The sequence below is a fragment of the Amphritea sp. genome (assembly GCF_016744155.1).
Classification (GTDB): domain Bacteria; phylum Pseudomonadota; class Gammaproteobacteria; order Pseudomonadales; family Balneatricaceae; genus Amphritea.
This window is the reverse complement of the sequence record NZ_JADGEW010000004.1, coordinates 1-21,455: the sequence shown is the minus strand read 5'-3', so window position 1 is coordinate 21,455 and position 21,455 is coordinate 1. Positions and strand designations below refer to the sequence as shown.

Annotated in this window: 20 protein-coding genes; 9 read left to right on the top strand and 11 right to left on the bottom strand. The window is 46.5% G+C overall.

Annotation, left to right across the window (positions count from 1 at the left end; all coding sequences use genetic code 11):
* Window positions 1–1,302: a TRAP transporter large permease gene (locus QZZ54_RS04890; protein WP_290699665.1), complete on the top strand. Its 1,302-nt coding sequence runs from the start codon at window positions 1–3 to the stop codon at window positions 1,300–1,302.
* A gap of 120 nt (window positions 1,303–1,422) precedes the next feature.
* Here QZZ54_RS04890 and QZZ54_RS04885 read toward each other — a convergent pair whose 3' ends face one another.
* Together QZZ54_RS04885 and QZZ54_RS04880 are read right to left on the bottom strand one after the other, a co-directional pair.
* The gene (locus tag QZZ54_RS04885; protein WP_290699663.1) at window positions 1,423–1,752 is read right to left on the bottom strand and encodes a hypothetical protein; all 330 of its coding nucleotides are present in this window, start codon (window positions 1,750–1,752) and stop codon (window positions 1,423–1,425) included.
* A 46-nt stretch (window positions 1,753–1,798) separates the two neighbouring features.
* The gene (locus QZZ54_RS04880; protein ID WP_290699660.1) at window positions 1,799–2,644 is read right to left on the bottom strand and encodes a DNA ligase; all 846 of its coding nucleotides are present in this window, start codon (window positions 2,642–2,644) and stop codon (window positions 1,799–1,801) included.
* 249 nt (window positions 2,645–2,893) lie between these two features.
* On the opposite strand from QZZ54_RS04880, the gene QZZ54_RS04875 reads away from it, so the two are divergent.
* Complete coding sequence (locus QZZ54_RS04875) at window positions 2,894–3,682, top strand: alpha/beta hydrolase (protein ID WP_290699657.1); 789 nt, start codon at window positions 2,894–2,896, stop codon at window positions 3,680–3,682.
* A 232-nt stretch (window positions 3,683–3,914) separates the two neighbouring features.
* Here QZZ54_RS04875 and QZZ54_RS04870 read toward each other — a convergent pair whose 3' ends face one another.
* Together QZZ54_RS04870 and QZZ54_RS04865 are read right to left on the bottom strand one after the other, a co-directional pair.
* Window positions 3,915–5,405: a CoA-acylating methylmalonate-semialdehyde dehydrogenase gene (locus QZZ54_RS04870; protein WP_290699654.1), complete on the bottom strand. Its 1,491-nt coding sequence runs from the start codon at window positions 5,403–5,405 to the stop codon at window positions 3,915–3,917.
* A 146-nt stretch (window positions 5,406–5,551) separates the two neighbouring features.
* On the bottom strand, window positions 5,552–6,889 hold the full coding sequence (locus QZZ54_RS04865; protein ID WP_290699651.1) for an aspartate aminotransferase family protein: 1,338 nt from the start codon (window positions 6,887–6,889) through the stop codon (window positions 5,552–5,554).
* A 201-nt stretch (window positions 6,890–7,090) separates the two neighbouring features.
* On the opposite strand from QZZ54_RS04865, the gene QZZ54_RS04860 reads away from it, so the two are divergent.
* Window positions 7,091–8,008: a LysR family transcriptional regulator gene (locus QZZ54_RS04860; protein ID WP_290699648.1), complete on the top strand. Its 918-nt coding sequence runs from the start codon at window positions 7,091–7,093 to the stop codon at window positions 8,006–8,008.
* 49 nt (window positions 8,009–8,057) lie between these two features.
* On the top strand, window positions 8,058–8,531 hold the full coding sequence (locus tag QZZ54_RS04855) for an NYN domain-containing protein (RefSeq protein ID WP_290699645.1): 474 nt from the start codon (window positions 8,058–8,060) through the stop codon (window positions 8,529–8,531).
* 12 nt (window positions 8,532–8,543) lie between these two features.
* Here QZZ54_RS04855 and QZZ54_RS04850 read toward each other — a convergent pair whose 3' ends face one another.
* The 4 genes from QZZ54_RS04850 to QZZ54_RS04835 all read right to left on the bottom strand — a co-directional run bounded on the left by QZZ54_RS04850 (window position 8,544) and on the right by QZZ54_RS04835 (window position 10,461).
* Window positions 8,544–9,029 carry a GNAT family N-acetyltransferase gene (locus tag QZZ54_RS04850; protein ID WP_290699643.1) on the bottom strand — a complete coding sequence of 162 codons (486 nt, stop codon included), beginning with the start codon at window positions 9,027–9,029 and terminating at the stop codon, window positions 8,544–8,546.
* 61 nt (window positions 9,030–9,090) lie between these two features.
* Entirely contained in the window at window positions 9,091–9,354 is a 264-nt protein-coding gene (locus tag QZZ54_RS04845; RefSeq protein ID WP_290699641.1) for a hypothetical protein, read from the bottom strand.
* 124 nt (window positions 9,355–9,478) lie between these two features.
* Window positions 9,479–9,703, bottom strand: a complete 225-nt coding sequence (locus tag QZZ54_RS04840) for a cysteine-rich CWC family protein (RefSeq protein ID WP_290699638.1) — start codon at window positions 9,701–9,703, stop codon at window positions 9,479–9,481.
* Window positions 9,704–9,849: 146 nt separating this feature from the next.
* On the bottom strand, window positions 9,850–10,461 hold the full coding sequence (locus tag QZZ54_RS04835) for a glutathione S-transferase family protein (protein WP_290699635.1): 612 nt from the start codon (window positions 10,459–10,461) through the stop codon (window positions 9,850–9,852).
* 761 nt (window positions 10,462–11,222) lie between these two features.
* On the opposite strand from QZZ54_RS04835, the gene QZZ54_RS04830 reads away from it, so the two are divergent.
* On the top strand, window positions 11,223–13,469 hold the full coding sequence (locus QZZ54_RS04830) for a peptidase U32 family protein (protein WP_290699632.1): 2,247 nt from the start codon (window positions 11,223–11,225) through the stop codon (window positions 13,467–13,469).
* A 69-nt stretch (window positions 13,470–13,538) separates the two neighbouring features.
* On the opposite strand, the gene QZZ54_RS04825 is transcribed toward QZZ54_RS04830, so the two are convergent.
* The 3 genes from QZZ54_RS04825 to QZZ54_RS04815 form a co-directional block, all read right to left on the bottom strand.
* A complete protein-coding gene (locus QZZ54_RS04825; protein WP_290699629.1) occupies window positions 13,539–14,267 on the bottom strand; it encodes a glutathione S-transferase in 729 nt (242 codons plus the stop codon).
* A 236-nt stretch (window positions 14,268–14,503) separates the two neighbouring features.
* A complete protein-coding gene (locus tag QZZ54_RS04820) occupies window positions 14,504–15,154 on the bottom strand; it encodes a TetR/AcrR family transcriptional regulator (RefSeq protein WP_290699626.1) in 651 nt (216 codons plus the stop codon).
* Between the two features lie 87 nt (window positions 15,155–15,241).
* Complete coding sequence (locus QZZ54_RS04815; RefSeq protein WP_290699624.1) at window positions 15,242–16,525, bottom strand: FAD-binding oxidoreductase; 1,284 nt, start codon at window positions 16,523–16,525, stop codon at window positions 15,242–15,244.
* A 336-nt stretch (window positions 16,526–16,861) separates the two neighbouring features.
* On the opposite strand from QZZ54_RS04815, the gene QZZ54_RS04810 reads away from it, so the two are divergent.
* The 4 genes from QZZ54_RS04810 to QZZ54_RS04795 form a co-directional block, all read left to right on the top strand.
* On the top strand, window positions 16,862–18,208 hold the full coding sequence (locus tag QZZ54_RS04810) for a glutamine synthetase family protein (RefSeq protein WP_290699622.1): 1,347 nt from the start codon (window positions 16,862–16,864) through the stop codon (window positions 18,206–18,208).
* An 86-nt stretch (window positions 18,209–18,294) separates the two neighbouring features.
* Window positions 18,295–19,416, top strand: coding sequence for a polyamine ABC transporter substrate-binding protein (locus tag QZZ54_RS04805; protein ID WP_290699620.1), 1,122 nt, complete (start codon window positions 18,295–18,297; stop codon window positions 19,414–19,416).
* 265 nt (window positions 19,417–19,681) lie between these two features.
* Window positions 19,682–21,148: a sensor domain-containing diguanylate cyclase gene (locus QZZ54_RS04800; protein ID WP_290699617.1), complete on the top strand. Its 1,467-nt coding sequence runs from the start codon at window positions 19,682–19,684 to the stop codon at window positions 21,146–21,148.
* A gap of 204 nt (window positions 21,149–21,352) precedes the next feature.
* On the top strand, window positions 21,353–21,455 hold a 103-nt coding region (locus tag QZZ54_RS04795; protein WP_290700142.1), incomplete at its 3' end, for a cold shock domain-containing protein.

The window sequence follows — 21,455 nt, the reverse complement described above, 5'->3', positions numbered from 1 at the left end:
ATGACTCTGTTTCTAATTTCAATGCTGATTGTCGTTATCCTGATCCTGATCGAGATCCCGGTAGCCTTTGCCTTCGGTATCGGCGCAATTCTCTTTACCTACACCACCGGTAACGATATTTCGTTCCTGATTCCGCACGGGTTTAAAACCGCCAGTAGCTTTGCCCTATTGGCTCTGCCACTGTTTATATTTGCCGGTCTTTTAATGGCTGAAGGTGGAATATCAGAACGACTACTTAACTTTGTAAACTCTCTGGTAGGACGAATTAAAGGCGGCTTAGGCGCTGTGACGGTGCTTACCTGTGCGCTATTTGGTGCCATATCCGGCAGCTCGTCCGCGGCGATCGCAGCCGTTGGTCAGATCATGATTCCAAGGATGATTCGCGAAGGCTATCCACCGGGGCATGCCACCGCGCTGGTAGCCTGCTCTTCGGTATTGGCATTGCTGATTCCCCCCAGCATTCCGATGATCGTGTTTTCAATCACCGGTGGCTTATCGGTAGGCGCGGCATTTCTGTCAACCATTATTCCGGGCATCATGCTGACCGTCATTTACTGCGTACTGAACATCTGGTTCCTGCGTGATAATCCCGATATTAAAGTCGATCCACCACTGGCCTTTAAAGCAGCAGCCAAAGAAGTCGCAACAACCAGCTACAACGCAATCTTTGCGCTACTCATGCCACTGATCATTCTCGGTGCTATCTATAGTGGCATCGCAACACCCACTGAAGCGGCTGCTATTGCCGTTATCTATGCTATTCCGGTGGGTCTGTTTATCTACAAAGGGATGTCTCTAAGCAACTTAGGAGCAGTGACCGTACGAGCGGTGACCATGACCGGCTCAATTATGGCGGTATTGTTCTTCCTGTTTATTATGAGCCGCGCCATGATTCTGGAGCAGGTGCCCCGCGATCTGGCAGACGCTTTACTCCAGGTATCGGATAACAAGTACGTACTGCTATTTCTGATCAATATCCTGCTGCTACTTATCGGCATGATAGTGGATGATATTTCTGGCAGCGTACTTGCCGCGATTATCTTCCTGCCGATCATTAATCAACTGGGTATAGATCCGATCCACTTCGCAGCGGTTGTGGGTGTGAACCTGGGACTGGGTAATGTTTCGCCCCCCTGTGCGCCCATGCTCTATATGGCAGGAGGGGTCGGAAAGTTATCGTTAGATAAATATATCAAACCGACCTTGAAATTCCTCTGTTTGGGCCACTTGCCGATGGTATTCCTGGTGACCTTTGTGCCGGAACTGTCACTCTTCCTGCCTAAGTTATTACTGGGTTACTAATCAACGGTCGATAGCCATAAAAAAACCGGGCTCCATGCCCGGTTTTTATTTACGTGACTCACTTGATTCTAATCTGACAGGGCAAACACTATTGAATAAATTAAGCTGGCTTGATAATTGTTATACATCCGTCAGCAGCTGCGCCATCTGAACTATCTTATCTTTATCAATTTCTCCCATCACAGATGGATTAGACAAAGCATATATATAATCTTCAATTGTGGCGTGATCGATATCATCACGGCACTCAACAAACATCGCCCACTCTTCAAGATCATCGGTGCAGATATCGCCAAGGATATATTTGTTTAACACTTCAGCAAGCTGCTGTTTAGTTACGACAACCTGCTCGCAACTACTTTCAAGAGAACCACCCACTAGACAAGAATAGGCTTGCTCCCTGCGTTCACCAAAACTGATAATCTGGCTTAATGATTCAACTCTATTCATATGTCATATAGATCTCTGCTATAAAGATTTTAAAGCGCTGTGCTCATTATCTGCGAACTCGCATAAAACTGGCAAACCGGGGCACACCTCTGGCACTGACGCCGGTATATTTATAGGTAACCTGACTGCCGATTGCAGGCGGATTCTTGCGCTGAGCATCGCTGAATCCACTGCCTAATTTGAAGCGTATTCCATCAGCCGTTTCCACCACTAATGAACCCAGCATACCGGCATATTTACCTCTGCCCGGTTGATAACCTATAACCATCGCTTCTGCATCTTGCCACTGTTTCAACTTCAGCAGATCTGCACTACGCCCCTGCTTATAAATCGCCTCTTCATGATGCAACATCAACCCTTCACCGCCACCAGCAACTACCTGTTCTAACCAATCCATTAACGCTGTATCACTGGCCAACTGCCGTTGATACACCGTCTGAATCCAGTCCCGATCAACCTCATCAATAACGCCTCTTAATCGCGTAAGTCGCTGACTAAAAGCACCGGGGAACTGTGGCAGATCAAATAGCATAAATTTCACCTGTCGCCAGCGGTTATCGCGGCCTTTATTGTCTCCAACATAGCTACTTCGGATAAGCGCAGAGACTGTATCAAACTGCCCCCGTCCTATCCATAACTCGCCATCCAGTGATTGTTCGGGTAGCGGTGCAATAAACCAGTCCGGCGCATCAATGCGATAACCCTGGCGGGTTAGCAACTGCTGGCCATCCCAGTAACCGCGTACTCCATCAAGTTTCTCACTAACCCAATAACGAGAGACATCAAGCCCGGGCGAGTAGACTGTCGCCAACTGCAACGCCGGTTTATCTGCATAACTAAATGACGTGATTAGATAGCTGATTAACAAAATCAGCCCATTACGAATTACCATTTCCACCCTCCATGGCGGTTAGCTGTAACACTATCCCTGAACTCATATAAACAGGGTTATCATAGCAAAAGAATAGTTAAAGCTCCTTCCAGACTGGCCATATAACGGCCTTAGTCTGATTGTTTTTCATACAGCCCTGACCGATGATAATACTGATTCAGGTCTGTTTTCTTTATCTGAACCTCTTTAATAACAGCATCTAAGTAACCTGCAGACTTGTTCGCAGGTGCTTTAATACATGGAATGACTATGCGACTGTTAAGCAACTTCTTAATCCTGCTCCTCACTTTAGCTTCCTACTCTGTATCCGCTGCAGAACTTGTCAGCCTGAAAACTCGCGGCGACGTAACCCAAAAATTTATCCTGATCAAACCGGACAACCCCACTGCCAGTGTAATTCTATTCAGCGGCGGCGCAGGTACTCTTAAGCTTTCGTCAGTGTTTGGCACTCCCTCTCTGGGCGCTGGCACAACTAACTTTCTGGTCCGCTCCAGGGGTCTGTTCGCTGATAAAGGTCTGATGGTTGCGGTGGTTGATGCGCCATCTGATAAGCAAAAGATGAAAGGCATGTTCAAAGGCTTTCGTAGCAGCGAGGAGCATGTCACCGATATTGACGCAGTTATTGCCTATCTGAAGCAGCAGGCAGATATTCCGGTCTGGTTGGTAGGCACTAGCCGCGGTACAGAATCAGCAACCCATATTACGATTAATAGCGCTCAACAGGTTTCCGGTCTGGTGCTGACATCCAGCATGAGTAAGCGTAATAAGGGTGGTAAATCCGTAGTCATGATGGATCTTGCAAAGATTACTCAACCGACTCTTATTGCCACCCATGAGAATGACGGCTGTGCAAATACACCACCAGAAGGTGCTGAGCTGATCAAAGATAAATTAGTCAACGCCAGTAGCGCTGAGGTTATTATCTTTCAAGGTGGCAGGGAAACTGGCGATTCCTGTAAGGGCCTCTCTTATCACGGTTTCCTGGGAATCGAAGATAAAGTCGTAGATAAGATATATGACTTTATCGCGGCGAACTGACACGCCTAAGATTATTAACAACCAGACAAAAAAAAGCCGGCACCTGTATGTACAGGAACCGGCAAATGGCGGAATAAAAGAAACTCAGGAGTAAAACTTGTTTCCTTATCGCTCAAAACAAGAGGAAAGCAAAAAGAAGCCTAGACCGTTTTGTCTGACCACTAGCAGGTCGCACTGCGACACTCTAGCAAAGCAAACATATTCAACGGTCTAGCCAATCTTACATTGGTGATTAACTAGGGAATGCGAAAGAAACACCTTCACGCATACTGCTGGAAGGCCAGCGCTGAGTAATCGTCTTACGCTTAGTGTAAAAACGTACTGAGTCAGGACCGTAAGCGTGCAGATCACCAAACAAAGAACGCTTCCAGCCACCGAAGCTGTGGTAAGACACGGGTACTGGCAGTGGTACGTTAATACCGACCATGCCCACCTGGATATTGTCAGAGAAGTAACGTGCTGCTTCACCGTCACGGGTAAAGATACAGGTACCGTTACCATATTCGTGATCGTTGATTAGCTGCATCGCTTCTTCCATCGTATCAACACGTACAATCTGCAGTACCGGACCGAAGATCTCTTCCTGGTAGCTCTGCATCTCAGCAGTAACGCCGTCGATCAGGGTAGCACCAACGAAGAAGCCGTTTTCATAACCCGCAACGTCTGGGTTACGACCATCAACAACAATCTTCGCACCGTCAGCTTCTGCACTGTCGATGAAGCCATTTACTTTCTGCTGGTGTGCACGAGTGATTACCGGACCGAAATCGTTATCACTATTGCTGTAAGCACCAACTTTCAAAGGTTCCATACCGGCACTCATTTTCGCAACTAGCGCGTCTGCAGCGTCATCGCCCACGGCAACCGCAACAGACAGAGCCATACAACGCTCGCCAGAAGAGCCAAATGCAGCACCCAACAACTGGTTTACAGCGTTATCCATATCCGCATCCGGCATTACGATCGCGTGGTTCTTAGCGCCACCCAGTGCCTGACAACGCTTACCGTTGGCATTAGCAGTGCTGTAAATGTATTCAGCAATCGGTGTAGAGCCAACAAAGCTTACCGCTTTAATCCGCTCATCAGTCAGCAGAACATCAACTGCTTCTTTATCGCCATTTACGACGTTAATGACACCCTTTGGCAGACCCGCTTCCTGCAACAACTGTGCAATAAAGGTAGTAGCGGTTGGATCACGCTCAGAAGGCTTCAGTATAAAAGTGTTACCGCAAACGATCGCCATAGGGTACATCCACAGCGGAACCATCGCTGGGAAGTTGAACGGTGTAATACCCGCAACGACGCCCAATGGCTGGAATTCACTCCAGGAATCGATACCTGGTCCAACATTACGGCTATGCTCGCCTTTCAGCAGCTCAGGTGCACCGCAAGCGTACTCAACGTTTTCAATACCACGCTGAAGCTCACCCATTGCATCGTGAGAAATCTTGCCATGCTCTTCACCAATCATGGCGCAGATCTTGTCAGCATTCTGTTCCAGTAGCGCTTTAAAACGGAACATCACCTGAGCACGCTTTGCCGGTGGTGTATTACGCCATGCAGGGAAAGCAGCCTGTGCAGCAGCAATCGCTTCTTCAACAGTTTCAACACTTGCCAGCGCAACCTGCTTAGTTACTTCACCAGTGGATGGGTTGAATACGTCCTGGGTACGGGCTGCGTCATCACGCATCTCGCCGTTAATCAGATGGCCGATAATTGTCATAGCTTTATACTCTTAATATATTTATTTATTATTTACTGCAAACGGCAGTATTTAATCTGTTGTGTCAAAATACTGAGGCTATAGATAGCGTCATGAGCGCCGGCCAGAAAGCATCATCTGGCCAGGCACAATAGCTACCTTCAGCTTCAGGAAAGTTCGTTGATTGATTCACCCAAGGCATTAATCAGGCTATCTATCTCTCCCAGTTCTGTCGTAAACGGCAGACCTAGTTGAATAGTGTCTCCGCCGAAGCGAACATAGAAACCTTTCTCCCAGCACTTCATCGCGATCTGGTAAGGACGCAGTGCTGGCTCACCCGGTGCCGACTCGATAGTAATACCCGCAGCCAGACCGTAGTTGCGAATATCCGCAACATACTGTGTACCTTTGAGGCTATGTACCATCTCCTGGAATTGAGGTGAGATAGAATTAACCCGCTCGATCAGTTTGTCATTAGCCAGAATATCCAGCGATGCCAGAGCAGCAGCGCAAGCCACTGGATGTGCAGAATAGGTATAGCCATGGGGCAGCTCTAACATATAGTCAGGGCCGGCATCTTCCATAAAAGTATCGTAAATTTCCTGCTTAGCAATCAGCGCACCCATCGGCACTACACCGTTGGTCAGCTGCTTGGCTACCGTCATCATGTCAGGCGTTACACCAAACTCTTCTGACCCGGTATTTGAGCCCATACGACCAAAAGCAGTAATAACCTCATCAAAAATCAGCAGAATATTATGCTTATCGCAGATTTCACGCAGACGCTTCAGGTAGCCCTTTGGTGGTGGAATCACACCCGCAGAGCCCGCTAACGGCTCAACAATCACTGCCGCGATATTTGAAGCGTCATACATAGCAATCTGTTGCTCTAGCTCATCTGCCAGATGGGCACCGGTTTCAGGCATACCCTGGGTAAACAGATTTTCCGGCAGCATTGTATGAGGCAGATGAACCGCATCGATACCCTGACCGAAAGTAGCCCGGTTACCACCGATACCACCAACGCTGATGCCACCCCAGTTAACACCGTGGTAGCCTTTAGCCCGACCAATAAAACGAGTCTTGCTGGCCATACCTTTTTTACGCCAGTATGCACGGGCGATCTTCAATGCGGTCTCAACCGACTCAGAACCCGAACCGGTAAAGAACACACGGTTCATGCCGTCTGGCATCAGTTCAGAAATGCGATGCGCCAGCTCAAATGATTTAGGGTGACCAAACTGAAATGCCGGAGAATAATCCAGCTCCTTCAACTGTCGGCTCACAGCCTCGGTAATTTCCGGACGGCTATGACCTGCACCGCAAGTCCACAGGCCAGACAGGCCATCGAAGATCTTGCGACCTTCAGCATCGGTATAGTAATTCCCTTCTGCTGAAACGATCAGGCGTGGGTCCTGCTTAAAACTGCGATTCGCAGTAAACGGCATCCAGTGTGCATCTAGTTGCGCCTGACTCAGGCCGCAGCGTTTGGTGGTATCAGTCATAGAATCTCACCTCAATTTTGAGCTTATTGGTATCGGCTACGCTTTAGGTTTTACGCAGTCCGTTAACTAACCAATCTCAGTGTTGTGTTGTTATTTTCGGTTGACTCTATTATCGCCAACAACTAAGTTTATTAAATCCATACTTATTTACTTAAAGTTAACCATTAACAAACCTATTAAGACTTTCATATAGAGGCGTACATGTCCCGACGAGAAAACCTGTTGCCACGGCAGCTTGGCGATGCCCATATCCGGCTACTACGTATCTATAAGGCCGTGGTCGAAAGTGGCGGTTTTTCAGCGGCTGAAGTGGAACTGAATATAAGTCGTCCCGCTATCAGTTTAGCTATATCTGAGCTGGAAAGCCTACTCAATATGCGCCTCTGTAATCGAGGCAGAGCTGGCTTTGCTTTGACCGAGCAAGGCGAAGAAGCATACGATGCGACATTGCAGTTATTGGGCGGGCTGGAAAACTTTCGTGCGCGTATCAACGCAATCAATACTGAACTCAAAGGTGAGTTAAATATTGGTATTACCGACAATATGATCACTGTGCCACATATGCGCATTACCCGGGCCCTTGCAGCACTGAAAGCACGCGGACCTGAAGTAACTATCAATATTCGCATGATCCCACCTAAAGATATTGAATCCGGAGTGTTGGATGGCCAGCTACTGGTCGGTATTGTGTCTGAACAGCGTACCCTGCCCGGCCTTAATTACCTGTCTCTCTATGACGAACAATCCCTGCTCTATTGCGGCAACGAACACCCACTGTTTGAAACCGATAACGATAGTTTGAGCGATAGTGAACTGGCTAAGTACGATGCCGTTTTACCCGCCTACCCCCAATCAGCCGAGATAAAGCAGCAACAAACGATGCTGAAAGCCAGCGCCAGCTCTACCGATCGGGAAGGCATCGCTTTTCTGATTCTCAGTGGTAGTTATATCGGCTTTCTACCCACCCATTATGCTGAACAATGGATTAAGGAAGGACGGCTCAAAGCGGTCCAGCCAGAGAAACGCACTTTTACCACTCATTACACCACCATCACCCGTAAAGGTGCTCGCAATAACCTGATTCGTGATGCCTTTATTGAAGAATTGGAAAAGCAGTAAGAAAGCCGTTGCTCGTTGCTCGATAAAGATTAAAACCTAAGGAATACCTGTGAATCGAATTGCTGTCTTTGTTGATGTACAGAATATCTACTACACCACCCGTCAGGCGTATGGACGACAATTTAACTACCGTAAACTCTGGCAGAAAATCAGTGCTGAAGGTGAGATCGTTATCGCTAATGCCTACGCCATTCATCGGGGTGACGACAGTCAGATGAAGTTCCAGAACGCCCTGAAACATATCGGTTTCAACATAAAACTAAAACCTTACATTCAGCGCAGCGACGGTTCTGCCAAAGGCGACTGGGATGTAGGTATCGCCATCGACGTGATGGACACCGCTCCGGAAGTAGACACTATTATTCTACTCTCAGGCGATGGTGATTTTGATCTATTACTGGAAAGGATCAAACGGAAGTATGGCGTGAAGGCCCAGGTATACGGGGTGCCGGCACTAACAGCGAATTCGTTAGTCAGCTCGGCGACCGAGTTTTTCCCCATCGAACAGGAACTGCTTCTTTGAAGCAGTCGTTAATTATGTTCGTAGCTGCTTGTGCATGACATAGCTATCAACATACCCAAGTTTGCCGTGTTTATAAGCCCTTGGAATCGTGCCAATAATATTGAAGCCAAGCTTTTGCCAAAGCTGAACTGCAACGTCATTAGTTGAAACTACACTATTAAATTGCATAGCTTCAAAGCCCAGCAAAAGTGCTTGTTGTTGAGAATGCTCACACATTTTACGGGCGATGCCCTTGCCTCTCGCTTTATCTGCAACCATATAACCACAATTACAAATATGCTGACTGGGGCCCATCCCGTTTGGCTTAATAAAGTAAGAACCTAAGACTACGTCATTCTCTACGAACACATAAGTTTTCAATGGTGTTTCACACCACAAATGATATGCCTGCTCTAGTGTCATACTCGGGTCGAATGCATAGGTTTCCTGAGCTTGGATTACGCTCGAAAACGTAGGCCAAAACAACTCAAAATCTGATTGCGTTATTTCTCTGAACATTCAGTATCCCTACAACATAGCACCCAATTAAAGAAGAACTGGGAGCAAGCCTTTACACCCGTTAATCTATCTTTTTCTTCGGCCCAGAAAAGCTGGCAATGATGGCTGTCACCACGCCAATAAAAATAGACAGCATAGCAAAGCCAGACATGGCATTACCGTGAGATTTAAACACCAAAATATAGAGCCCTAACGCAACTAAGCACAAACCCAGCACAACAAATATTTTAGGGTTTAACGCTCTCAACCCGGATGGCTTGGCACTTTTTACTGCGTTAGATTTAGAGTGAGCTGACGCTTTTCGTTTGTGCTTATTCTTAGGCATTACCAATTCCTCAGGCTTTAACGCAGTCGGCTGAAAGAGAGAAAAAGGTACCACAGCCAACGGTTAGGCATCCGTTTTGTTTTCTTAACTCTTTGAATATACACCAAACAGTCAAGTCACTTAACTATTTAGCTATTTGACTATTTAACAACGCACAAGCTCTGCATATACAGGCCTTCCCTTTAGCCTCTTCCCGCACCTGACTTAACAACGATTCTGAAAACGTTATATCAGGCGAGCGACACCAACAATTTTCATCAGAACCACAGGAAGCCATATTCCCACACCGATTGTCTTGCTGACAGATCGGGCATAGATTTGGATCAATAGCGTCTGGATTAATGCTCAAAATAAACCTCTATCAACTGAAAGACTTGGTTGTACTACGAAGCATGTTTCAACCTAAGACATAGCGTTAAACTGTCCCAAATATCGGATCAATCTACTCTGACCCCATTGATCTTGACCCCATTTATTCCCCATTTATTCCCTAAACTACTTGCACAAAGCCATATAGCGTTTTGCGCTGTCTTGCTCAGCAATACGTTCACGCCATTGCTGGATATGCGTGCATTCAGCCAGATCAAACTTAACTGCATCACAAATCGCCACTACAAACGACGTATTAAGATCGGCCAGTGTAAACCTCTCTGCCACCAAATAGGTTTTATCTGCGAGGGAATTATTCAGTGTGCTCAGTAGGGGAGGCAGTTTCTCAAACGATTTCTCAATGATCGAAGCATCACGCTTCGGTTCGGGGACAAACACCAACTGAATAAACGCCTGAATTAACGGTGCTTGTAAATCAGCCACCGACCAGATACTCCACTGACTAACCAACCCGCGCTCCTGCACGGTGTTGCCCAGCAACTCTGGTTTATAAGCTTCCGCAATGTAATTATTGATCGCCAACGATTCCCAAATTGTGAAATCGCCATCGACCAATGCCGGGACTTTCCCGTTCGGATTCACCTTTAAAAAATCAACTGCCTTATGCTCACCCGCGCTAAAATCAATCGACTTTGCTCTGTACTCAACACCTGTCTCTTCTAAACACCAGAAACAACGGCCGGCACTGGACTGAGGGCTACCATAAATAGTTAACATAGGGATTCCTTAAATATGTTCTGCCATCGATTAACAATTAGATAGCAATTGGATTGATGACGATGCTAGCACAAGATGCTGCTGGAGTAGGCCCGATATTCATAAGGAAATAAGGCGTTATCACTTCATCCGTGTTGAGGCTGAAACAGCATAAATTAAATTTTATGGATTATGCATGTCCAAGGTTGATGTGTTACATGGTTCAACTCAAAGATCGTACTTTTTAGTAGTTATATAAATACTTCTTGAACCATATATAAAAAACTCTGCCCCACACTCAATCCTTCCCGCTTTACCGTTTCTGAATCGACCAGTATTTAGTAGGCACCTTATTGCGTTAAAATCGCGCTTTGAAATGGCGTTTTGAAGAAACAGTACGAATCGCAGTTTCGTCTAATGAGTCGCGTAGCGACGTTCACACCGGGTAATATATCCATCGCTGCTAGTACCCAGAGGGCATGCTAAAGCGGCTCCTACAAAATCAAGCCCTGCACCAATCTCGATTTTTCTAGCAAGTGACGAAGTCGCGTCGAGCTACTAGCAAGTCGCGAAGCGACGTTCGAGCTACGGCCCTTATCGCTCTAGACCCTTAATTATGTACGGTTACTACGTGGAAAATGCCCATAAGAGCGCTGATTTGTACTCTTCTTGTAACATTAACCCGCCCTCACCCACAATTTGATAGTAATACTCAGGGGGTAAAGATAAAATCGCCCCTCAAAATTACAACGTTAGCCGGCAAAGACTTAAAGTGGGTTTGTATGACTAAGAAAATAGAACTATTAGCCCCTGGCGGTGATGTTAATGCGATTAAAGCGGCTATCGTGGCGGGTGCCAATGCCGTCTATTGCGGCCTCGACACCTTTAATGCCCGTAACCGTGCGGCTAACCTCTCTTTTGATGATCTAACCGGTGTCGTCAAGCTGGCCCATAAGTATGATTGCGAGATCTTTTTAACCCTCAATGTTGTGATTTTGGAACACGAAATAGTGGGCATGATTAAGCTATTGAATAAGCTGGTGAACAGTGGAATCGATGGCATCATTGTCCAGGATCTCGGGCTGTTTAATCTGGTTAAAAAGCATTTTCCGAGTTTGGATGCGCACGCATCAACTCAGGTAACGACGCATAATGAAGGGCAGATTCAGTTTCTGTCTAAAGTCGGTGCTACGCGGGTTAATTTATCCCGTGAGCTAAACCTGACTGAAATTAAAGCCTTAACAGAAGTTGCTCATGATGTTGACGTATTAACTGAAGTCTTTGTTCATGGGGCTTTGTGCATCGCCTTTTCTGGTCAATGTTATTCAAGCTCGGTCAGCGTGGGCAACTCGGGTAACCGTGGTCGCTGTAGTCAGGCGTGCCGTGATGAATATGAGCCCACCGCCATGGGCAATAAATTCCCGCTTAACTTAAAAGACAATTCAGCCTATTTTGATCTACCCGAACTGGTAGAGGCCGGTGTAGATTCTTTGAAAATCGAAGGGCGAATTAAAGGCCCACAGTATGTGCATACGGTGGTTGATAGCTGGCGCAAACAGATCAATACGTTTGTCGAAACCGGCAAGTTGCTTGATGACGACTCAAATCTCTACAAAGTGTTTAACCGGGATTTCACCAACCTTTTCATGAAAGGCGACATGAAAAAGTCGATGTTTATTGATAACCCCCGTGATCATAGCTTTACCCATGCCAATGAAAAAAGCGATGCTATTTCGGTTGTTCAAATTCAGGAAACACAGCATGACCTGGCTCAAGAAAAAAATGAGATCGGCCTGCTGGTAGACGAGAAAATAAAGTATCTGAGCATTGCCAAACAAAATCTTGTGATAAAGTTTTCAGGCAAGCTAGGCCAACCTTTTACCGTCACAGCGATGGTGTCTGAAGATAAGACATTTGTCGTTAAATCCAGTATGAATCTGACGGCAGCAGGCCAATCCGGAATTGATAAGGTCGATATCGAAAAGCGTTTCAAAGCATTCAACAACTCTGAGTACCTGGTTGAAAGCTTTGACTATGAAGATCTGGATTCAGATCTGAATATTCCGTTTAGAGAACTGACCGCGTTAAAAAAAGAACTGGCATTCCTACTCAATGACTCTGTCGCTATTGTTCCGGCTGTTGAAATAGCGCCCTTAAAGCAGCATGCCAAGGTCGAAGAAAAGCCTACGCTATCGCTGTTAATTGCCGACATAAATGACATCCATCTATGTGATGAAACAGCGGCCGACATTTATTTCAAGTTGCCAGAAAGCTTCAAAGTCGGCGACCGAAAGTACATCGACATATTCTTAGACAACCCAAGGCTGATCCCTTGGTTTCCTGCCGTGCTCATTGGTAAGGACTATTTAGAGGCGGTTAAAGTACTTGAAGAAGTACGGCCAAAACAGATTGTAAGCAATAACACGGGCATCGCTTACAAAGCGTTTGAAATGGGTATTGATTGGGTAGCAGGCCCCTTCCTGAATACGACCAACTCTTATGCGTTATTAACGCTGAAAGAAGATCTGAATTGTAAGGGTGCTTTTATCTCTAACGAGATTAACCAATCTCAAATTCGTAATATTAAGCGCCCTGAAAACTTTAAGCTGTTTTACAGTATCTATCACCCTATTCTGATGATGACCAGCCGTCAGTGCTTCTTCCAGCAAACGGTCGGATGTAAAAAACCCAGTATCGAAGACGGCTGTATGCTGAAGTGTGAAAAGGCCACCTCTATTACCAATGTGAAAGGCATTAAGTTTGCCGTTGATAAGCAGAAAGGAGGCTATCCCAGCATCTATAATCATGAACAATTTTTGAATATAGATGCCGTTAATGATTTTTCGAAGTTGTTCGATGAGTTCTTTATCGATCTAACTGATATCGGTAGCGGGTCGAAAGAAAAGCTGGATAAAATCCAACTGATTCATCAATTTGAAAGTGTGTTGAATGGCGTACAGGAAGCTGGCGTTCAGTTACATGAGATGGTCACAGTATCGACTAATGCGCAGTACAAGCAGGGCCTATAGAGAGAAACCTCAGCATAACGACGGCACTTGCTAGTACGTTATGCTGTGCTCTCTGCTTAGGAGAAGACTCTAGTTTTTCCCTAATAAAAAGGCTTCATGGCACTCTAACCAGAGTGGATATTTCGCCATGGCTTTAGTGTATAGCGGCATTTGCAAATGCCGATTTAACCAGTCTCGACATTTAGGGTAAGGCGATTGCAGATACCATTTGCGATCGACTCGGGCGAATTGCCGTACAAAGGGCAGTAAAGCATAGTCAACCAGGCTGTCTTGGTCGCCCATTAGGTTGTGATGCCTCTCCAACCTCTTTTCTAGCGCTGCTATAAAAACTTCACAGTCCTGACGATCTTTCACTTCAGACTCTTTATGGAATCGCTTCGCCAGCTTATAAACTTCCAACCTGGATTTGAATTCTTTATCGTTTTTCCGGATAAGTTCTAACATGGACTCTAGATGAACGGGGTCTTCCGCCCGTAATAAATTCTGAGGATCATTTCGCTTTAGCGCCCACAACATAATATCGATGCTTTCGTCGATAATACTGGCATCAATAATACGCTCATCAACAAGAGCGCCCGGCTGGTGCTGCGCTTCGCTACCTTCAATATGATTGATGATTAATACGGGCACGGTGCCCTTAGGAGAGATGGCTAACATTTCTGCTGGTTTGTTATTTGTCACCACCGCGCGAATCAGCACTGACTGCTGCGCCAATAGAATGCCTAACCGAGCACGCATCGCATAAGGGCAATGTTGTAGGGAATACAATATGGGTAGATTTGAGCAGGATTTAAGCATAATTGAGCGTACCAAATTACGGAATTCTACGCGAGTAGGCTTGAAGTGCAGACTCAACCCGCCCTTTCTAGCAAGTGACGCAGTCACGTCGAGCAACTAACAGTCGCTCTAAGCACTGTACCCATCGCTGCTAGAAGCAGCTCCTACACCAGATTAAAACCCTGGAACCACCCGCCCTTTCTAGCAAGTGACGCAGTCACGTCGAGCCACGAGTAAGTCGCGAAGCGACGTTCGAGCTACTCGACATCTACCGTATACTGACTCAACAGATTACAGATAATCATTTTCAAATCGGCCAGAGTACGTTTGGCGCGTTCACCCTGCTGATTAACAACCACCAGCATCACACTGTGGGTCACTTCCAGGTAGAGTCGAGCAAGTCGTTCGCGCTCTTTCAGGTGTCGATTAATACCCATCCGCTTAAACACAACAGACATGCGGGATATTTCCAGTTCATCATGACGTGCATCCAGTTCGCGTAACTCCGGCACTGAAAACATCGCCTGCACCAACGTCAGAATCGCTTTCTGCCGCTTATACGTTTTCAGTTTCAGGCCGAGCATCTGCTCGACCAAAACATCCATGGGCAACCCTTCTATCGGCCAGCTCGCAATCTCATCAAGTGCGGCTTCCACGGTTTCTAACCAGCGTGAGCCCATGGCATATAAGATGGCATGTTTGTTAGGAAAGTAGTGATAGAGTGAGCCAACCGAGATACCCACCTCTTTAGCGATCAGGATAGTGTTCAGGTCATCCAGTCCAACCCGTTCAAGCAGCTCACCGGTAACATCAATGATCTCCTTTGAACGCTTTTTTGAACGCCCCTGTACCGGCGCATTGCGCGGTGCCAGATCTTGCGCTGTTTTTACCCGACGACTCTCAGTCAACTTTCTACCCTGCTCTTATTCTTATAAACCGGTTCTGATAATGCGGGGCTATTATAGACCGATTTATCCAGCGGCTGAAAACTAAGCCTATAAAAAACGATCCCGCATTGAGTAATACAACATCCCCGCCACCAGACCTGGCCAGCGCAGCAGAGTCCCCCCGGGGAAAGTCGGAGTAGGAACCCTGGCAAAAGTATCGAATTTCTCTACCGTCCCACTGATCGCCTCGGCCATTAGTTTTCCACCCAGGGTCGCCAGGGCAACACCGTGTCCTGAATAGCCATGGGCGACGAACAGATTATCGTCCATACGATCAAAGTGCGGCATCCGATTGAGGGTAATAGCCAGAGTGCCGCCCCAGCCATAATCTATCTTTACATCCTTCAGTTCAGGGTAGAACTGCAGCATATAGGGACGGACAAAGTTGGGAATATCCTTCGGGAACTGGCTGCTATAGTTTTCACCGCCACCCCAGAGCAATCGATTATCGCCGGAGAGCTTGAAGTAGTTGATAACAAACCGGGAATCGGCCACCGCAACATCATCTCGGTTTATCTTTCGGCACAGCTCATCACTGAGTGGTTCGGTCGCCAGGATGAAGTTGTTTATTGGCATAATTTTACCCGCAATCCTGGGCTCGAGTTTGCCCAGATAGCCATTACAGGCCAGCAGAATATATTTAGTTTTTACCACGCCCGCGGTGGTACGTACTTCAGCATTAGCCCCGGTGTGATAATCGGTAACCCGGCTTTTCTCATGAATAACCGCCCCTGCCTTTACCGCAGCACTAGCCAGACCCAGGGTGTAATTAAATGGGTGCAGATGTACCGCATCCTCCCAGTACTCACCTCCAAAATAGCGTTCGGTGCCCAGCATCGCCTGAACTTCATCATCTGCGACAAAGCGGATTTTGTCATAACCCTGAACACGCTGTTTATACTCAACACTTTCGCGTATCTCAGCAACATGCCCCGGCTTAGCCGCAACATGCATAACCCCCTGCTTCAGATCACAGCTGATCTGGTGTTCAGCAATCAGATCTTTTACCAATTGCACTGAATCAAGGGACATCTGCCACAATCCGTCTGCCGAGGTTTTACCCACTTTCTTAATCAGCTCTTCGTGACCCATATTATGCCCAGGACACACCTGACCACCGTTGCGTCCAGAGGCTCCCCAGCCCACCTTCTCACTTTCCAGCACCCTGACTGAGTAGCCTTTTTCAGCCAGATGCAGAGCGGCAGACAGCCCCGTATAGCCCGCTCCAATTATGCAGACATCAGCCTGTTCCTCACCGGTAAGCGATGGATAATCCGTGTTGAAACTCGCCGAATCGGCATAGTAAGACGGCTGATAATCGTTAGAACTCATAAACTGGGTCTCCATCAAACATAGCATTAAATAACAACAAAAATAGAAAGGACCACACAATAAACCGAATAATAGTTCTAATTTAACCCAACAACAACCCCATTAAATGGTAACAAATTTCAAATTAGTGTTGATTTCTATAAAATCATGAAATAACCTAAAAGCCGAATAATAATTCGGTTATCTATCACACAACAAGATCTAAACCGATCTGATATCCGCGTTTATTATTCCCAAATATTTTGATCTGCCCTGTATTCAGGCTTAGCGGTTACGCACAGCACTTCTATAGTGAAAGGCAGCGCAGAGAAATTAACACTACCAAGCAGGTGATTTATGGAAGCCGTGGAAAGGTTTCTCAAAGAGAACGGGATTACTGAGGTCGAATCGACCCTACCGGACATGACAGGCAACGCACGGGGCAAGTTTTACCCCACGAAAAAATTCCTAGCGGAGAAAGGCGGTAAAATTCCTGAGACTCTGCTGGTACAGACCGTGACCGGCGAGTGGGCCAATAACCATTACGACATTGTCGACCCGGCTGACCGGGATATGGTGTTAGTGCCCGACTCAAATTCATTGCGTCTGGTCCCCTGGGCTGATGAACCCACTGCCCAAGTGATCAATGACTGTTATACAAATGATGGGGAATTACACCCATTAGCCAGCCGCTCAGTACTTCGCAGAGTATTAAAGCTCTATGAGGATGAAGGGCTACGCCCGGTTATCGCACCTGAAGTAGAGTTCTACCTGATACAAAAAAATGTCGACCCTGACTATGAGCTAAAGCCCGCTACCGGTCGCTCTGGCCGTCGGGAAACTGCTCGCCAATCATACGGTATCGACGCCGTGAATGAATTCACCCCAGTGATCGATACCCTATACAGCTATTGTGAAACCCTGGGACTGGACGTCGACACGCTAATCCATGAATCCGGTGCTGCACAGATGGAGATCAACTTCCTTCATGGCGATGCACTGGACCTGGCTGATCAGGTATTTGTATTCAAGCGTACCCTGCGGGAAACCGCTCTGAAACACGACATGTACGCGACCTTTATGGCCAAGCCGATGCAGCATGAGCCTGGCAGTTCGATGCATATCCACCAGAGTCTTATCGACGTTAAAACCGGTAAAAACATCTTTGCTGGTACTAAAGAGAAGAAGTTCTCAGACAAGTTTTACAACTATCTGGGAGGGTTGCAGAAATATACTCACCACGCAATCTCGTTCTATGCGCCCAACGTGAATTCTTATCGCCGTTTTGCGCCAGATATCGCAGCACCGGTTAACTTCAAATGGGGAATTGATAACCGTACGACAGGGTTGCGGGCTCCCGAGGCACCATTAGCAGCAACCCGAATAGAAAACCGCTTCCCGGGGGCTGATTGCAATCCTTATCTGGCTATTGCCGCAAGCCTGGCCTGTGGTTATCTGGGGTTAAAGCATAGTTTGCAACCAGACAAGCCGGTTTCAGAACTGGCTGCTGATGAAGGCGATACGGTAGAGGTAGCACGCTCACTTGAAGAGGGCCTGAGGCTTTTGGAAGACTGCCCTGAACTCCGTGAAATTATGGGCTCAGCATTTGTTGATGCTTATATTGGCGTTAAGCGGGCCGAGTTCGAAACTTTCCATGAAGTCATCAGTTCCTGGGAACGGGAATACCTGTTACTGAATGTTTAATGCTATCACCCCTCTAGCAATATTGAGTTGCTAGAGGGGTTCTTAAAAAGTAATCAATTATTAAATCAGTTGAGAGGCAAATAATAATGAAAACATCTGTACCTTCCCTGATCAGAAAAGCTATTCAGATCTCGATTTTGGGGCTGACAGCATCTGTGCCATTCGTCCAAGCTCAGGAGGTTCTGAACTTCTACAACTGGTCAGACTATATCGCTGAAGATACGTTGGAAAAGTTTGAAGCTGAAACCGGTATCAAAGTAATCTACGACGTCTATGACAGTAACGAAACGCTTGAGGCAAAACTGCTGGCCGGCAACTCAGGATACGACCTGGTTGTACCTAGTTCACACTTTATGCAACAGCAGATTAGAGCGGGCATATTTCAGAAACTACAGAAAGAGAAACTGTCCAACCTCAGCAATCTTGACCCTTCATTAATGAAGCTATTAGATAGTAAAGACCCGGGTAATGACTACGGTGTTCCCTATCTTTGGGGCACTACGGGTATCGGCTACAACGTTAAACTGGTTCAGGCGGCACTGGGTGAAAATGCACCCATCGACAGCTGGGAGCTAATCTTCAACCCTGAGAACATAAAAAAACTGAAGGACTGCGGTGTCACCTTCCTCGACTCTCCCGATGAAATATACCCATTAGCATTGCTTTACAGTGGTCAGTCCTCAACGGATACGAGTAAAGCCGCGCATAAAAATGACAGTCCCGCAGCGACGGCATTGAAAGCAGTACGCCCCTACCTGCGCCAATTTCATTCATCCCAGTATGTTAACGACCTGGCAAATGGCGATATCTGTGTCGCTATCGGCTACTCCGGTGATGTATTTCAGGCTCAGGCCCGAGCTGAAGAGGCTGGAAACGGTATCGAGATCGGCTACAGCATTCCCAAACAGGGAACTGAGATCTGGTTTGATATGCTGCTAATCCCATCTGATGCCAAACATGCCGAAAACGCGCATAAGTTTATCAACTTCCTGCTACGACCTGAGATCATTGCCGAGATTACTAACTACGTCTGGTATGCCAACCCAAACAAGGCTTCCACCACAATGGTCGATGAGGAGATCACTTCAGATCCAGCGATCTATCCGGATGCTGAAACCAGGGCTCGCTTGTATATGCCAGCAACACTCCCAGCAAAAGTCGCCCGCGTGCGAAGCCGTACCTGGTCAAACATAAAAACCGGCAACTAAAGTACACTGATAACTAATCCGGTCAGACCAATATTTACTCCATTCATACCGCCCTTCTAAGGGCGGTTTTTTTTCTACCCACCCCCTCCACCTTTTTACCCGCAAGCAAATGTAACTGCTGTTGATAGCTAGCTGGCACTCATCAATACTTGCCAATCGGCCACTCTCTTTCGATAGGCAAAGCTAAGAAAGCTGCTAAAATAAGGAAGCGACACCAAGGAAGATTTCGGCTGTCGGCCAATACTACTCCGAGTCGATGCACTATATGAAACAGACATTTAAGCGTAAGCCACCTTTTATTCTGATTAGCAGCTGCTTACTGATCATTGCATTCACTGCGATTAGCCTGATTAGCTACTATGTGGCAAACCGTTCACTGAATCAGCACATCAAGACAAATACGCTCCCCCTAACCAGTGACAACATCTACTCAGAAGTACAGCGAGATCTGTTACAGCCAATTTTGGTGTCTTCATTAATGGCCCAGGATACCTTCGTACACAACTGGATTGATACCGGAGAACAGCAACCCGAGCAGATGTATCGCTACCTCAAATCAATTCAGGATCGCTATAACGCAATCACCACTTTCTTTGTTTCAGAGCAAACATCTAACTACTACCACAGTAGCGGCATCATCAAACAAGTATCCGCTGAAGACCCAGCAGATAATTGGTATTTCACCACCCGAAATCTCGAGGTCGAGTTTGATATCAATCTTGATTTGGATACCGTTGATAGCTCCAGCACTAACCTATTCGTTAACCATAAAGTCAAAGACCAGCAAGGCAACTTCTTGGGCATCATCGGTGTTGGCCTGGCGTCACATACACTCAAAGAGTTAATTGAAGATTATCAACAAAGATTTGGTCGTCAGGTTTACTTCATTGACCGACTCGGCAAGGTCGCCCTCCAGGGCAGTAAATATAACGGTACAGAGAACATACATCAGGCTGAGGGATTGAGAGATATTGCCTCGGTGATACTAACCACACGGGGTGGATCATTCAGCTATAGCAGTAACAACCAACAATATCTGATCAAATCACGTTTTATTCCGGAGCTGGACTGGTATCTGATCGTCGAACACAAAGAGCATAGTGAAGTGCTCATCACTAAAACATTATGGGTTAACCTCTCGATCAGTCTGCTAGTCACCCTGCTTGTACTGCTACTGCTTTATTATACTCTTGGCGGGTATCAGCGTCGGCTGGAGTATATGGCCAATACTGACCCTCTGACCGGCACTGCAAGCCGTTATGCATTCGAATCAATCTTTGAACAGATACTCAGTTTTGCCCAGCGGGAGCAACACCCGGTCTCTACAATCTTGGTCGATATCGATCATTTTAAAAAAGTAAATGATAATCACGGCCACCTGGTTGGTGATAAAGTACTCTCTCGGATTGCAAATATTCTCACTGATAACCTGCGTCAATCCGATACTTTATGCCGCTGGGGCGGGGATGAGTTTCTAATCGTTCTACCACACTGTAATCAGGCAGAAGCCCGCCAGGTCGCTGAGAAGATGCGCCAGCAGATAGAAAATTCTTTACCTTCAGTAGACAACCTGAATTTAAAAATCACAGCCAGCTTTGGCGTCGCTGAATATAGCAACAATGAATCATCTGCTAACCTGTTCAGCCGTACTGACAAAGCGCTATATCGGGCTAAAGCTAAATCACGTAATCAGGTTGAATGCACGACGAACATACCAACTGAGACCGTTTGATAACTGTCACAAAGATTAATTAAAGTGTTGATAATAAAAAATAAAGTGTTATATTGAATTCAGCTTGAAGATTCACCGTATTTTTATGCCTCATTGCGAAGATCCTGTTTCAGCTTCATCGTCCTGTTTCCATAATGTATAGTAAAAATTCCTGCATCATCCGCCATCATTGATGGCTAACATTATTTCTTAAAGGAAACTAACATGTCTACTGTAACCGGTACTGTTAAATGGTTTAACGCTGATAAAGGCTTCGGTTTTATTGAGCAAGAAAATGGCCCTGACGTATTCGCACATTTCAGTGCAA